The sequence below is a fragment of the uncultured Gilliamella sp. genome (genome assembly GCA_945271295.1).
Lineage (GTDB): Bacteria > Pseudomonadota > Gammaproteobacteria > Enterobacterales > Orbaceae > Gilliamella.
This window is the reverse complement of sequence record CALYPG010000003.1, coordinates 112,057-128,406: the sequence shown is the minus strand read 5'-3', so window position 1 is coordinate 128,406 and position 16,350 is coordinate 112,057. Positions and strand designations below refer to the sequence as shown.

General features: G+C 35.4%; 10 protein-coding genes and 1 riboswitch. Of the genes, 8 read left to right on the top strand and 2 right to left on the bottom strand.

The genetic code is table 11. The annotated features are described in order from the left end of the window. The first annotated feature begins 143 nt into the window (after window positions 1-143). A riboswitch (PreQ1 riboswitch) is annotated at window positions 144-188 on the top strand. A gap of 4 nt (window positions 189-192) precedes the next feature. The 6 genes from queF (at window position 193) to Q0K76_RS03225 (ending at window position 7,260) form a co-directional block, all read left to right on the top strand. After that, window positions 193-666 (top strand): preQ(1) synthase, encoded by a 474-nt coding sequence (queF, locus tag Q0K76_RS03250; protein WP_294611253.1) that lies wholly within the window; start codon window positions 193-195, stop codon window positions 664-666. 27 nt (window positions 667-693) lie between these two features. Beyond that, entirely contained in the window at window positions 694-1,350 is a 657-nt protein-coding gene (gene queC, locus Q0K76_RS03245; protein WP_294611250.1) for a 7-cyano-7-deazaguanine synthase QueC, read from the top strand. A 55-nt stretch (window positions 1,351-1,405) separates the two neighbouring features. Then, window positions 1,406-2,110, top strand: coding sequence for a 7-cyano-7-deazaguanine/7-aminomethyl-7-deazaguanine transporter (locus tag Q0K76_RS03240; RefSeq protein ID WP_294611247.1), 705 nt, complete (start codon window positions 1,406-1,408; stop codon window positions 2,108-2,110). Window positions 2,111-3,031: 921 nt separating this feature from the next. Beyond that, window positions 3,032-4,777, top strand: a complete 1,746-nt coding sequence (locus Q0K76_RS03235) for a hypothetical protein (RefSeq protein ID WP_294611244.1) — start codon at window positions 3,032-3,034, stop codon at window positions 4,775-4,777. A gap of 97 nt (window positions 4,778-4,874) precedes the next feature. Beyond that, on the top strand, window positions 4,875-5,915 hold the full coding sequence (locus tag Q0K76_RS03230) for a T6SS immunity protein Tli4 family protein (RefSeq protein WP_294611241.1): 1,041 nt from the start codon (window positions 4,875-4,877) through the stop codon (window positions 5,913-5,915). 304 nt (window positions 5,916-6,219) lie between these two features. Next, on the top strand, window positions 6,220-7,260 hold the full coding sequence (locus Q0K76_RS03225) for a T6SS immunity protein Tli4 family protein (protein ID WP_294611241.1): 1,041 nt from the start codon (window positions 6,220-6,222) through the stop codon (window positions 7,258-7,260). A gap of 452 nt (window positions 7,261-7,712) precedes the next feature. On the opposite strand, the gene Q0K76_RS03220 is transcribed toward Q0K76_RS03225, so the two are convergent. Together Q0K76_RS03220 and Q0K76_RS03215 are read right to left on the bottom strand one after the other, a co-directional pair. Beyond that, entirely contained in the window at window positions 7,713-9,644 is a 1,932-nt protein-coding gene (locus tag Q0K76_RS03220; protein ID WP_294611238.1) for a transposase domain-containing protein, read from the bottom strand. 9 nt (window positions 9,645-9,653) lie between these two features. Then, window positions 9,654-9,866 (bottom strand): helix-turn-helix transcriptional regulator, encoded by a 213-nt coding sequence (locus tag Q0K76_RS03215; protein ID WP_294611235.1) that lies wholly within the window; start codon window positions 9,864-9,866, stop codon window positions 9,654-9,656. 250 nt (window positions 9,867-10,116) lie between these two features. On the opposite strand from Q0K76_RS03215, the gene Q0K76_RS03210 reads away from it, so the two are divergent. Continuing rightward, entirely contained in the window at window positions 10,117-10,827 is a 711-nt protein-coding gene (locus tag Q0K76_RS03210) for a S24 family peptidase (RefSeq protein ID WP_294611232.1), read from the top strand. A 321-nt stretch (window positions 10,828-11,148) separates the two neighbouring features. After that, entirely contained in the window at window positions 11,149-16,245 is a 5,097-nt protein-coding gene (locus Q0K76_RS03205; protein ID WP_294611229.1) for an alpha-2-macroglobulin, read from the top strand. Window positions 16,246-16,350: the final 105 nt, after the last annotated feature.

Genomic DNA, 16,350 nt, shown 5'->3' with positions numbered 1-16,350 from the left:
AATGCTCAGCTATTTTTTATGAAAGTTCATTTTATTGAGTTTAACCTTAGTGGTATAAATTAAATACAGATTAAATCAATGGTTAATTTCAATAGGTCTTATATATTGGACTTTTTTACCCAAAAAGAGTATGGTGTGCGCCTTGTTACGTGGTTCGTGAACCTCCCACGCTAAAAAACTAAGGAATTAATAATGAGTAACATCACCTTATTAGGCGATCAGTCTGTTCGCTATCCGTCGACGTATGCACCTGAAATACTCGAGACGTTTGATAATAAACATCCCAACAACGACTATTTTGTTAAATTCAATTGTCCTGAATTTACTAGTCTTTGTCCTATCACCGGGCAACCTGACTTTGCCACCATTTATATATCCTATGTACCGAATATTAAAATGGTGGAAAGCAAATCACTAAAACTCTATCTTTTCAGTTTCCGTAATCATGGTGATTATCATGAAGATTGCATCAATATTATTATGCAAGATCTGATTAAATTAATGGATCCAAAATACATCGAAGTCTGGGGTAAATTTACGCCGCGCGGTGGTATCTCTATCGATCCTTATGCTAATTATGGTCAAGCTGGCACTTGCTGGCAGCAAATTGCGGTTAATCGTTTAGCCAATCACGATCTTTATCCAGAAAAAGTGGATAATCGTTAATCTATTAATTTTAACTGGAACGGTAAAATGCAACAGCGTAAAGCACTAGTGATCTTCTCTGGTGGGCAAGATTCAACCACTTGTTTGCTGCAAGCGATAGCTGATTATGGTCAGCAAAATGTTCAAACCATTAGTTTTCATTATGGTCAACGGCATGTGATTGAGCTTGAAAAGGCCAAATGGATTGCGGCTGATCTAGGTGTTAAGCAAACTATAATTGATACATCCGTCATTAAACAAACCACCAATAATGCCTTGATTGATAGTTCTCAACAGATTCAGCCAGCCCAAGACGGCAACTATCCCAATACCTTTGTTGATGGTCGTAACATGCTATTTTTACTTTTAGCGGGGTGTTATGCCAAACAGCATCGTATTAGTGACATTATTATTGGCGTTTGTGAAACCGATTTTAGTGGTTATCCCGATTGTCGGGATGTGTTTGTCAAATCGATGAATGTCACTATGAATCTGGCTATGGATTATACTTTTAATATCATCACTCCGTTGATGTATCTGACCAAAGCGCAAACTTGGGCATTAGCTGATGATTTAGGTTACCTTGATTATGTGCAAACGCATACTCATACCTGTTATTACGGCATGGAAGGAGGTTGTGGTACATGTCCAAGTTGTCTATTGCGTGATAAGGGTTTGCAAGAATATTTGCATTCCATTAAATAAATTCTATTAATTTTTTCAAACTGGGTTCTCTCACCCCATTAAAAAAGGAAATTATATGTATGTTAATGATCATGCTGGGTTAATCCCACATAAGTTTACCCGTGAACAACGGCACAAAGCACTTTATTGGTTAGCTTTTTTCCATATTTTAGTGATTGCTTCTAGCAATTATTTAGTGCAAATCCCTTTTGATATTTTTGGTTTTCACACCACTTGGGGGGCTTTTACTTTCCCATTTATCTTTTTAACCACTGATTTAACCATTCGGGTGTTTGGTGCCAGCTTGGCCAGAAAGATCATATTTGTAGTAATGATGCCAGCATTGCTATTTTCGTATGCAATTTCGGTGTTGTTTTTCGAAACCCATTGGCTCGGTTTTGCTGCGCTGACCGAATTTAATAGCTTTGTCTTTCGCATTGCTTTAGCCAGTTTTTCCGCTTATTTAGTTGGGCAATTAATGGATATTACGGTATTTAACTATTTAAGACAAAATAAAAAATGGTGGGTAGCGCCTTCTGCTTCTGCGGTATTTGGTAATGGGATTGATACTATCGTCTTTTTTGCTATCGCTTTTTATAATAGCAGTGACGAGTTTATGGCAACTAATTGGCCCGAAATAGCATTGATAGACTATAGCTTTAAAATTTTGATTTGCGGATTGTTCTTCTTGCCACTATATGGTGTTATCTTAAATTTGTTACTAAAAAAATTGATAGCTGAACCTAACGCCAAAAATGAACTGAAATTAGCTAATAATTAACTGATCACTCCACTCACCAAAACTCATCTAAATATTAGATGAGTTTTAATATCTTATATTGAAACATCTACTTAACCTGAAACTTCTTTACATATTTTTATTTTTAGTCTATCTATGAACATATTGTTTTGTGTAGTAATTGCAATATCAATTTCGCTAATGTTAACCATTTTCTATTGCATCTATAACGTGATTATTTTCTGTTTTAATCTAAGGGCTGTTGATCTTTTATAAAACAACGAAAATTAGGCATATTTCATTCAAAGTATTTTTTGATAAAGATAATTTTAACCGACTTTTTGGAAAAAAATTTGCTATAGTGTTATAGCAAAAAAAAATTATTTTTCAAATAAGAAACAGCAGATTAATGTGACAATTTTGTATCAATTACAAAGAAATAGAAAAATGACTGCTAATGCATTACTTGCACACCTGTCATTATCCATTTCTTCAATCGGGTAAAGAGTCACAGCGCTAGAAAAAGAAGACCTTATATTGGTTTATTATGCAATATTAGATAGAAAAAATCGGGCTAGGTGTATTAGCTTTTATTACAATAAAAATAGATAACGATAGTTAAATTCAGGCAAATATTGTTGAATAGAAAGTTAAATAATTAGAAAAAGTCATTGCTTGTTATAGTATGGGAGAATGCTGACTCAAAATTAAATAACAAAACGCGATTAACCTTAACGATGGCAAGTCATGAGTTAAAGTTGTGCGGACAAAGCGGGGTAACTTTTTTACGATATTGATTTAACCTTTGGTAAGCCAATTAACTCGGTATTTTGTGCTAACAATGGCAAGTGCCAATGCTAGTGATTTTCGTGAATAGTTGACTTTGAGTGGCAATCAAGGGCTAATCTACCTACAGATCATTAGCCCCCAAAAATAGTGCAGGAATAGGACAGGTGGACAAATATGTATAATCGAAAACAAAAACAGACGTTCCAATATAATACCGTACCAACGTCAGACAACAGGTTACACACTTTATTAGTTGAGAAAGAACGACTTATCGTGCCCATTATTTTTATCCCAGGGGTGATGGGTAGTAATTTAAAACAAAAAACGGGTAAATACGATTCTAAAAAAGTGTGGTGTTTAGATGGTATATCTTCCGTTGTTGGCTGGGCCTTGCCCTATTATGGTGATGCCAAGGCTCGTAAAATAGAACTTGACCCTAATAAAACCACCGTCGATGATCGTGGTGTGGTTAAAGATGCCGCTGCCGATGAGGTGAAACGGATAAAAGATTACTATAATACCCAAATAATTTTATGTGGTTACGATAAAGATAAGATAAACGAAGTGAAACGGCTTCAACAAGAGATGCGGCAAAAAATTGACGAAGCGATAAAAAATAATCCTGAAAATCAGCTGTTCGGTTTAAGGCAAGAACGAGGTTGGGGGACGGTGGGCAACATCAGTTATGGTGAGTTTTTAGTCACACTTCAAGAAAGCCTATTCGACCCAGAGGGTAACACGCCATCATTACTCAATGATTTAATCAAAGCCCCATCGTTTAGGTTAGATGAAGGTTCAAAAACGTTATTAACATTTTATGATAGTAAGAAAATTGATCATTGCAACCATTTTTATTTTCCGGTACATGCAATGGGGTATAACTGGCTTGAATCTAATGAAGAGAGCGCAATGGCGTTACAAAAACTGGTGAATATCACACTACCCAAATATTATAAAAAACGAGGGCAAACTTGTGATAAAGTGATTTTAATTACTCACTCAATGGGGGGATTGGTGGCTCGCTTTTATACAGAGGCGCTTGGCGGATCAACAAAGGTGTATGGGGTGATTCATGGCGTGCAACCAGCGATGGGGGCGGTAGCAGCCTATACCCGCATGAAGCGGGGGACAGAGGTGAACACTACCTTTTTAAACAAACCCAAAGATGCTATAACCGAAAATGTGCTGGGCAAAGACGCCGCCGAGATGACCGCGGTTTGTGCTCAGTCCCCGGGGCCATTACAATTATTACCCACACCAGAATACGGCATTGGTAGTCAAGCCTGGCTAACCATTGAAGGGCCAGATGGTAAAGATACCTCTTATCCTCAAACAGATCCGTATGAGGAAATTTATTTAGCAAAAGACAAATGGTGGTGTGTATGTGAGCCACACCTGATTAACCCCCTCAATACCGCACATAATTTAATACAAATGGAAAAAGATTGGCAAAAATATAAAGATATAATTATGTATAAAGTGCAACCATTCAATAGTAGTATTGCTAATCGATATCACCCGAATACCTATGCTTTTTTTGGTATTGAAAATGATGCTAACACGATTAAATCAACATCATTAACCTATCAAACTGCCCATTGGCAACGAAAAAAAATAAATAGCCATAACACGCCTCCGACTGACCATATTGGAGACAAAAGAAGGCTCGATCTCAAGGAGTTATTGGGGAGTAGAACTTTACAAAATGACGCAGTAAATGAAAAATACACATTATTACCCGCGAATGGTAATGGCGATGGTACAGTGCCACAGCGTTCAGGCGAAATCCCGATGAAATATTTAACCGCACGGATGCATTTCCCAGTTGAGCACGAACCGGCTTATCAAGAGCTGATTAGCCAAGAATTTACCCTTAGGGCAATAGTCGATATAATGAAGGAGGTAACACCGAATGGTTAGGCTTGTTAAATTTAATACACATCATAGCAGTTTAATGGCAGGGGTTTTGTTACTGACTATATTAACCAGTTGCCAGGTATTTAATAAGGATATTGAAATGATTACATTACCACCAAACGAGCAGCAGCCCGTGACTAGGCTACTTGCAAACTCCCCCACCCGTTGCGTTGGAACCTATTTAATTGATTTACCGGCTCAATTTAAACCTTACAACGAAGGCACTTTATATTATAACAGTGATCAAGATATTACCATTACCGCCAAGCAGCAGTATTTACCGCCATTTAAACAGATGGTAGCCCTGCGTGAACAAGAATTAAAAAATACTAAACCACTTAGTTCAAGTTATGGTAATTATTTGAAAGCGATTTACCCTGTACCCACTAATCAGCCCAATAAAATGCAAGGAATTATTTTTGAGCGAATGGAAAGTCCTGGTACCGATGATTCAGCGAGAATACTAGAGGGATACCGTTGGCAAGATGAAGTTACCTTAAAAATCGAAATGGAAGTTCAAAATGGTTCTGATAAAAAGCATGATAAAAACCGGATAAAACACCCCGAACTTTATACAAATAATGTCCCTCAAAAATTAATAGAGCTAGGTAACCTATTTGATCGGATTAAACCGCGTGATGATTTAATTATCCCAACCACACCCGGTTTTTGTATGTTTAACAGTTTTATGCAAGGTGAGGATAGAGAATGGAAAGATATGAATTATGGATATTTACATGATAAAATTAACTATTTTTCTTTCTATTTTGAATTTAATGATTTTGCTGCTGATTATGCGTTACTTAATAAACCCGAAGTTTATTTTACGCAAGGTTCTGGTCATACTATTTATAAAGGGACTCGAGAAAGTCATGGTTTAAAATTAGAGGAGTGGGTAGTGAAAGGTAGATACTTTGACGATCCGCCAAAATTTTATAGTGAGGAGGATAGGGACTATGTATTTACATTAGGAATTCACTCTACCGATCCAACTTATAAAACCCCCCAATTACGCATAGAAATGACTTATAGAATGCCCGAAGACGAAACACAAGGCTTTACTGAAAAGCAACTGATGGTGATTTGGCGTGAAGTCACTAATAGTATTCAAATGCGCGATAGCGCGTTTAAATCTAACTAAACGTATGATTTTAGGGAAATGCCTTAATGTATTAAGGCGTTTTTCTAAAACGATTAAACCAACGTCCTTAACTTATTAAACTGCGCATTTAACCGCCCGGATGCATTTTCCAGTTGAGCACGAACCGGCTTATCAAAAGCCAATTAGCCAAGATTTTACCCTTAGGGCAATAGGGATATAATGCAGGAGGTAACACCGAATGGTTAGGCTTGTTAAATTTAATACACATCATAGCAGTTTAATGGCAGGGGTTTTGTTACTGACTATATTAACCAGTTGCCAGGTATTTAATAAGGATATTGAAATGATTACATTACCACCAAACGAGCAGCAGCCCGTGACTAGGCTACTTGCAAACTCCCCCACCCGTTGCGTTGGAACCTATTTAATTGATTTACCGGCTCAATTTAAACCTTACAACGAAGGCACTTTATATTATAACAGTGATCAAGATATTACCATTACCGCCAAGCAGCAGTATTTACCGCCATTTAAACAGATGGTAGCCCTGCGTGAACAAGAATTAAAAAATACTAAACCACTTAGTTCAAGTTATGGTAATTATTTGAAAGCGATTTACCCTGTACCCACTAATCAGCCCAATAAAATGCAAGGAATTATTTTTGAGCGAATGGAAAGTCCTGGTACCGATGATTCAGCGAGAATACTAGAGGGATACCGTTGGCAAGATGAAGTTACCTTAAAAATCGAAATGGAAGTTCAAAATGGTTCTGATAAAAAGCATGATAAAAACCGGATAAAACACCCCGAACTTTATACAAATAATGTCCCTCAAAAATTAATAGAGCTAGGTAACCTATTTGATCGGATTAAACCGCGTGATGATTTAATTATCCCAACCACACCCGGTTTTTGTATGTTTAACAGTTTTATGCAAGGTGAGGATAGAGAATGGAAAGATATGAATTATGGATATTTACATGATAAAATTAACTATTTTTCTTTCTATTTTGAATTTAATGATTTTGCTGCTGATTATGCGTTACTTAATAAACCCGAAGTTTATTTTACGCAAGGTTCTGGTCATACTATTTATAAAGGGACTCGAGAAAGTCATGGTTTAAAATTAGAGGAGTGGGTAGTGAAAGGTAGATACTTTGACGATCCGCCAAAATTTTATAGTGAGGAGGATAGGGACTATGTATTTACATTAGGAATTCACTCTACCGATCCAACTTATAAAACCCCCCAATTACGCATAGAAATGACTTATAGAATGCCCGAAGACGAAACACAAGGCTTTACTGAAAAGCAACTGATGGTGATTTGGCGTGAAGTCACTAATAGTATTCAAATGCGCGATAGCGCGTTTAAATCTAACTAAACGTATGATTTTAGGGAAATGCCTTAATGTATTAAGGCGTTTTTCTAAAACGATTAAACCAACGTCCTTAACTTATTAAACTGCGCATTTAACCGCCCGGATGCATTTTCCAGTTGAGCACCGTCTGCCTTACCACAAAAAATCTTAAATTTACTCGCTAAGTGGACGAGCATTAAAGGGCAAAGTACTCCACAGCATTTTATCACGATATGGTTTGGTTTAATTGTAAACGGTTCCATTCTACATTAGATTATCGAACACCAATTGAATATAAAATGAGGCTATATGCTTTATCCTTTTGGTACTAAAAAGTGTGGAAATACCCCCAAAACTAAGCGAGCACATTAACACTCGCATATTGCTATATGTTATTCCCTTTGTGGTTTAGTTAAAATGAATGATTAACAATCCCTGGTTATTAACGTGTCATTTACTTTTATTGTTTATTCACCTTATTTTTGTTTAGTTTTATTATTTTTTTCAAGATGTTGATTAAAATCGTCTGTTTCAGTTTTTGCTTCACTATTTTGAGGATTGAATCTCTCATTGACTTTTGACTTGGTTTCCGCTGGCGTATTTGTACTTGGTGCCGTATTTAGTGCTTCTAATATAGAAATATTTTCGCGGTTTTCAGTCGGTTGCTGCTGAGGTTTCACAAATAGTGTATGTTGACATTGTTGATCATATACAGCTGTTGTATTGTCAAAATTAACTTGATCAAAACATTTGGCATCACAAATAAAATGCCCATCAAGCGTATAGGCTAATACGCTATCATGTAATGTTTGGGGATCAAACCGAATGATTACTTTATTAGGTTTAATATCAATTAATTTGGTATTGTAATAGCGATTTGTACTGCTAATAATTGAACCGCCTGTTTGGAGTGTAAATATTCCATCAAGTGAAACAGTGATTGCTTTTGATGATAATAATAGGCATCTACGTTGTTCTAATGACGCTTTTTTAATGATGCTTGATTTATAACTAGCATTAAACGCTTCATTGAAGGACAGTCGTCCTTGACAGATCTCAGTATTTCGATTGGGTTGACTGTTAAATTTGTCGATGCCATCTTTAATAGCTTGCATAAATATATCGATATCAACTACATTTTTAGCCTTGTTATTAACAGAGTTAGTAAGCGAATCGGCTTGAGTATAATTACTGGTTAACAGTGGATTTTTATCAATCAGTTCACCAAGTCCACCATGAGAAAATGCCCGTTCAATCACATTAGTTTGATCAAGTCTTTTACTATGAAGTACGTTTGACCAGTGTATCTCAATACCTAGCATGGAAATGATCTCCAAAGGATCATCCTCTTTTACTTTAAATCTATATCGATTTGGCAGACCTCTACTCAGCCATTTGTTCGCTAAAGTGCGAGTATTATCGATAGCGATATGTTTTGGTATACCATAATTTTCGATAACATCACCTAATGATAATCGGATAATATCACTGTTTTTTGATATATCAACGCGGTAACCAAGAATTTTACGCGTCCTAACATCTTGCCATATCCATGTTTTAGGTCTTACTATTTTGCCGTTATACCATTTAACAAGAACTTTATGTAAATAACAGTCACCATTAATCCATTCAAGTACATCAAGATCTGTTACTTTGCGTTGTTGGGTTGGATATAACTGCATTAATGCATGTTCACCTTGACGCCATAATATTTGTTGTTCTGGTGTGATTTCTCGTTTGATTTTTCGGCGTAAACTAGACTGATGGGGAATAATCCAATTGTTAACTTTTGCTAATTCGCACAAAGTTTGATAGCAGGTGTTAAAAGCTGGTTGTTCAAGTCTAAAATAATCAGCCACAAAAAAATCCCAAGCTTTCGGTGTCATTTCAAAATGTCGGGATCGGTAATTTCGGCAAATATGACCACTTAGTGAGGCGGGTAGTAAATCAGATTGTTCGATACCTTTAGTGTCATAAAACCATCGTTTGACTGTGTCAAAAGCATAATTGTGTGTTTTGGCAACAACTTTAAAAGCCTCGACCGTTTTTGAGCCTGAGTTAATTAATTGCCTAACGGCGAGAACTATCCCAACTTTAATTTTAGCTTCCTCTTTTTGTTTATCGGTTGCTTGTTCATACTTAGCCCATAGAGTTTCGGCACAGTATTTTTTTTCTTTTGGTTTAAGCTTATCTATTATTAGATTGTCCGCCATTAATTGTTTTTGTGATTTTAAAATTCTAACTTGATCGAAAATGGGTAAAGAAGATATATTGTACTCATAAGTAACTTTCTTAATACCTTTTACTTTACGTCTTTCCCAATTTTCAACTTTTGCTTTATACGCAATACCTTGAACTGTATCAGGCATACCTGTAATTTTTATTAATTCTTGAGCTGTTATCCACATAAAACGTCCTTATTTATATTGGTAGCGTGAAGGCCAAATGTTTTCAGGTTTTTCACCCAAAGCTTCTGCAATAATTCGCTCTGCTTTGGGGTAAGAAACGCGTAAAGCGTTATTAAGTGTTGACGGAGATAACCCAGCATTAATTGAAAGTGATTTTAAAGTGATACGCTTTTTACGAAGCGCACACTTAATATCTTCTACATGCCAGTCTTGATTTTTCATATTTACCACCCTTTTAAAAAATGTAACAATAACTACTTACTACTAAGCTAAACTTTCAAGTGTAACTGCAACTTGTAAGTGATAATAATTTACTTTAAAGATAATTGCAACGTTTCTTTCAAGTTATTTTTAATAATAAATCAGCGTGTTCGTTTATTTTCTTTAGTTAACTTAATGATAAATAATTATTTATTTTAAATTTAAAGTTTAAAGCAAAACTTTAAACTGACTTTAAATGTGAGGCAAAAACATGAAAGAGATTTGGTTAACGCCAAAAGATATAGCAGGTAAATATAATTGCCCAAAAACTGTACAAGGTGTATCGTTAAGAGCAAAGAACGAAAACTGGCCAAAGCGTAAAGCTAAAGGAAAAAAAGGCGGCGGTTATGAATATGAAGTATCTAATGTCATAAATAAATGCAAACTATTAAAGATCCTTGAAAAAAATAAAGATAATTATATGCAGGAATTAACAATAAATTATGACACTAGCGATAAAAAACTCATTAAAGCAACGGTTGATAATGATTTTTTCAAAAACTATATAATTGTATCTGAATTAGAGGTCGACACATCTGATGCAAGTAACGTAAAGGTTACCGCAAATAATGCTGGACCAATCATACTTTCTAAGCAGTTTGTTGAGCGACAAGGATTGTCAAGCATCAAGTTAGCTACCTTCATTGCCGGTGATGACAGTATGGCTGATACAATTAAAGCTGGTGATACATTATTAGTAAGTATCTATGACGAAAGGCAACAAGCAAAAGCGTTAGACGGTATCTATGTTATATTATTCAATAATGTATTAATGGTAAAAAGGTTACAATATAAACCTATAGAAGTTGCATACAAAGTTATCAGCGATAACTCGAATTATCAAAGTTTTGCTATCTCACCCAAAGAAGAGCCAACATTTAAAGTGATTGCAAAATATGAAAGATTGGTATTAAAAAAATAATGTAGATGTGTTTCAATTGGCTAATAAGCGTTTTGATCATTAATAAACGCTGATTAGCCGTTTTCAATTTTATTTACTTAATATTTAATTTATATCGCTGGCAATTTTTCATAATCTCTTATTCTAACAATAATATATCGATTTTATTCTTTACCTTTTTAGCATCATTGTTTCATTACTGTACTAAGATTTTAATAAACATCTTTTGCCAAACCTATCTCGTGCGTGCATAATATAGGCAAAATACCATATGACATTATGGTAATAATTTATTTTTATAATGATAATTGACGATTTTTAACTAGGAATAAGGTGAAAATAATGGGATTAGTAAAGCGACTGGTTATATTAAGTATGTTATTAGCATTACTAGGTTGCGATAATAATAAACAAAATTCAGTTTCAACATCCAACGAAACTCAACCAACAACTGAGCTTAAAGAGAATGTTGATAATGTTAATCAAAATTCCCATTCCCCAAAAACTTTTACTTCAACTCCAGAATTGGTTGAAAAATACCGAAATAAACAATTAACTGTTATTGATAGTTCTGAAGTTATTCTTGATGGTTCAAGTACTTTGGTTGTCACTTTTTCCGTACCACTTAATCCTCAACTCAATTTTCCTAATTTACTGCGTTTAGTTGATCAAGAAAAAGGTAAAGTAGATGGCGCTTGGGAACTTTCTGATAACGGTCTTGAATTAAGACATCGTTTTTTAGAACCTAATCGTAAGTTATCTTTAACTATTGATAAAATGTTAGCAGCAATTAATGACAGTCATTTAAAATCAGTTTATCAAGCCGAATTCACCACTCGTGATCGACAACCGTTAGTTGGTTTTGCTAGTAATGGATTTTTACTACCAAGTAAATCTATGACAGGTTTACCGGTTATTACGCTTAATGTTGATAAAATTGATGTTAATTTTTTCAAAATTAGACCAGAAAAATTGCCTGAATTTATGGAAAATTTTGGATTGATTAATCGTTTTACAAGTTGGCATTCTCAGGATTTAAATAAATATGCTGATTTGGTTTATTCTTCTCGCTTTGATCTAAATCCTAAACGCAATGCTCAAGAATCAGTATTAATCAATTTATCTAAAATTGAAGAACTTCAAAAAGAAGGTGTATATATTGCTGTAATGAATCGAGCTGGAAGCTATGATTTTTCTAATCCTGCTACACTATTTTCAATTAGTAATATTGGAATTTCTGTCCATGTTTATGAAAATAGAAAATTAGAAGTTATTACTCATGCACTTGATAATGGCCAACCACTTGCTGATATACGTTTATCGATGCAGTGTAATAACAGTAGGCGCGATAGCAAAGAAAAGTGTCTCCCTATTGTTGTGCAATCTGATAAACAAGGTTATGCCGAAATCACTTTACCAGATGAAATTGATTATTCATTACTAACAGCAAGTGATGGGCAACAAACTTCATTTGTTGATTTAAAACACAATGCACTTGATTTGCGTGAGTTTAATCGGTCTGGTAATGCTTTTTATCAAAAACAATTATTCGCATTTAGTGCTCGTGATCTATATCGCCCACAAGAAACGGTATATTTTAATGCATTATTACGTAATGCAGATGGCAAACTATTACCAGAACAGCCAATTATTGTCGATGTTATAGCACCTGATGAACAAGTGGTGCGTAATTTAACTGTCGATGCTAAACCTAACTCACATGGGTTATATCAGTGGCAATTTGTTATTCCAAGTGATGCCGCCACGGGTAAATGGACGTTCCGTTTTAATTTAGGTGATGATAATTATCGTTATGCTAATTTCCAAGTTGAGGATTTTTTACCTGAACGTATCGCAATGGAGATCAACACAACTTCGTCTAAACCAATTGTCACAGGCAAAAGCGTCGACTTTGATGTTAAAGCTTGGTATTTGTATGGTGCACCTGCATCAGGCAATAGTTTGGAAGGTAATCTTTATCTGAAAAAAATTGACTCTATTGCTGAACTTGCAGGTTATAAAATTGGCGCAATAACTGACAATATGACAGATCAGCACCTTGATAGTATTGAGCAGTCACTTGATAACAACGGTGTTGCCCATGTTAATGTGGAAAGTAGTAATTGGCGTGATTTACGTTCTCCGGTTAAAGTTGTGTTTCAAGCTAGCTTGCTAGATTCTGGCGGTCGGCCAGTAACTCGTTATGCAAGTCAAACCATTTGGCCTGCCAACCAAATGCCCGCAATCCAAGCATTGTTTGCCGAATCACCTTATTATGATTGGTCGACTGATCGTTATGAAAATCGCCCAACCATTGATAAAGGGTCGATTGCTGAATTTGAAGTTGCCTATATCGATTTTGATGGACAAAAACAAGCAACCAATGACTTAAAAGCGAGAATTGTTCGAGAACGACGTAATTATTATTGGAGCTGGTCTGATAGTGATGGTTGGCAACAACAATATAATTCCAGTGAATTTATTGTCTCAGAAGAACAATTATCTATTGCAGAAAATAGTACAACTAAAGTTAGCTATCAACCTGATGATTATGGTAGTTATCGTTTAGAGGTAGTTGATACCAAAAATAATATTATGAGCAGTGTTCGGTTCTGGAGTGGTTATAGTTGGGAAGATAATACTAATGGCTCTAATTCAGTCCGCCCAGATCAGGTTAAATTGAGCATTGATAAAACATCTTATGCAGTAGGTGATACTGCGAAAGTACATATACAAGCACCTGTAGCAGGATCGGGTTATATTTCTCTCGAAACTAACGATGGTATGTTGTGGAAACAAAATATAGCTGTCGTAGATGAAAAAGGTTTGGATGTTGAGATCCCAATAGAAGATTGGGGACGTCATGATATTTATATTAATGCCATGATTATTAGACCGTCAACCGATGCGGCAGTGCAGACTGTTAAACGTGCAATTGGATTGCTCTACTTACCAATTGATACTTCTCATCGTCAGTTAAATGTGGTTATTGATGCACCGAAGAAAACTGAACCAGAAAAAACAATTCCGATTAAAATCAAATTGGATAAAGATCAAGTCCAAACAGATCAAAAAGTGACTATATTGGTATCGGCAGTTGATTCAGGTGTATTAAATATAACTCGTTTTGCTACCCCCGACCCTTATAGTGCCTTCCTAGGACGAAAAAGTTATAATGTTGATCTTTATGATGTTTATGGCAAACTAATCGAAGGAACTGGACGGACTGTCAATATGAGTTTTGGTGGGGATGCGATGCTTAGCCAAAGCGCCCCTGGTGGTAAAAAACCAATGACCGAAGTCAATATTGTTGCGCAACAACTCGCTACTATCGAATTAAATGAAGAGGGGGAAGGCAGTATTGATCTCCCTTTACCTAATTTTAATGGTGAATTACGCATAATGGCGCAAGCATGGGATGATGATCGTTTTGGCAAAGCAGAACAAACCATGATTGTTGCAGCCCCTGTTGTTGCAGAATTATCTATTCCGCGATTCCTATCTGGTGGCGATCATGCGGTACTCGCTTTAGATATTAATAACTTGACAGAAAAAAATCAGACCATGCAAATCGATATTACAACTACAGGTCTGTTACATCAAGAAAAACCTCAATCAACTACATTGACATTTAATAGCCAACAACGAAGAATAATTTCAGTGCCGGTTATCACTGACTATGGATATGGTCAAGGAGGCGTGACTGTTAATGTTAAAGGTATTACCCTTGAAGATGGTTCTGATTATCAAATAAATCGTACTTGGAAAATTGGTGTACGACCTGCTTATGCAGCAACCAATAAAAATTATGCTGTAGCGATTAATGGTGGTGAAAGTTGGACATTTTCTGAACCTATTGTAAATGAATTAATCGATAACACGGTAGATGGAAAATTGATTATATCTAATCAACCGCCACTAAATATTGCTCAATATATTAAAAGTTTGTTTGCTTATCCTTATGGTTGTTTAGAACAAACCATCAGTGGATTGTATCCGTCTTTGTATGTGAACCAAGAACAGTTAGTTGCACTAGGAATTAAAACCGATACCGATGAAAAACGGCGTGAACAAGTGCAGTTAGGTATTGCTCGCATCTTATCGATGCAACGTACAAATGGTAGTTTTGGTTTATGGAATAGAGAAAGTTCAGAAGAACATTGGCTTTCTGTTTATGCTACTGAGTTTTTATTACAAGCCAAAGAACGTGGTTATCAGGTTAGTGACACAGCGCTTAATTCAGCCATGAATCGCATTGGACAATATATTTATGATGCTAACACTTTCAATAATCTGCAAAGTTACGATAGTTCAGTAAACACTGATTATATTCAATTTGCTACTAAAGCTTATGCATTGATGGTATTGGCTAAACAAAATAAAATTACACCAGCTATGCGTAATGAAATTAACCGCATGTCTGAGCAAGTGAAAACGGATAACTCAATCAAATTATCGCCATTACCGATAGCACAATTAGCATTGTCTGCTAAGTTAGTCGGTTTTGAAAATATTTATAACCAACTGACACCTGAAGTATTTACTACCAATTATGATAGTAAAAATTATTGGTTAGGCGATTATGGCAGTTCAGTTCGCGATAAAGCGTTAATCTTATCATTATTAATCGAAAATGACTTGAATACTGACAGACAAGCTGATTATTTGTTTAATTTATCAGAGTTATTGAATGATAAACGTTATTTTTCTACTCAAGAATTAAACGCATTATTTAGGGCTGGTTGGTTATTAGAACAGCGTAAAGTCTCATCGTCTTTCAAGGTTCAAATTAATGAACAATTAAATGAGATAAATCAAACATTAACACGTTCATTTAGTTATGATTATCTTGAAAAAGGATTAACTGTTACCAATCCAGAAAACGCCGAACCGCTTTACCTTAAATTTAGCATATCGGGTTATAGTAAAAAATCACCCGCTCCTACAGCGTCTGATAATGTTCTAACTATTAGTCGCTCTTATTATAATTTAAAAGGTGAGGCACTTAGACCAGAAAAATTACAAGTAGGCGATTTGATGGTTGTTGTAGTAGAAGTTATGGCAAAACAAGCAATTCATGATGCTTTAATTGTAGATTTTGTGCCTGCAGGATTTGAACTTGAAAATCAAAATTTATTGGATAGCAGCGTGAATTTAACTGAGATCCCTGAACTTGTTAATATCCTGAAATATGAAAACAGTAATGATATTAAATATCAAGAGTATCGAGATGATAGGTATGTGGCTGCAGTTGATATTCATAATTATATTTTGCCAAATAAATATCGAAAACGTGTGGCTTACTTGGTTAGAGCAGTAACAGCAGGTGATTATACAAATCCTTATCCTTATGTTGAATCTATGTATCATCCTGAATGGTTTGCTGTTGGTGGCTCACTGGATTTAATATCAATTATTCAACGTAATTGGAGTAATTAATCACGTTAGCAACCTTTAGCGTAATATGCTATGGTTAAAATTTATCCATTACTCAATTGCCCATCAATGGAAGTTGGTGGGCAATATTATGACTGAAACGTCATC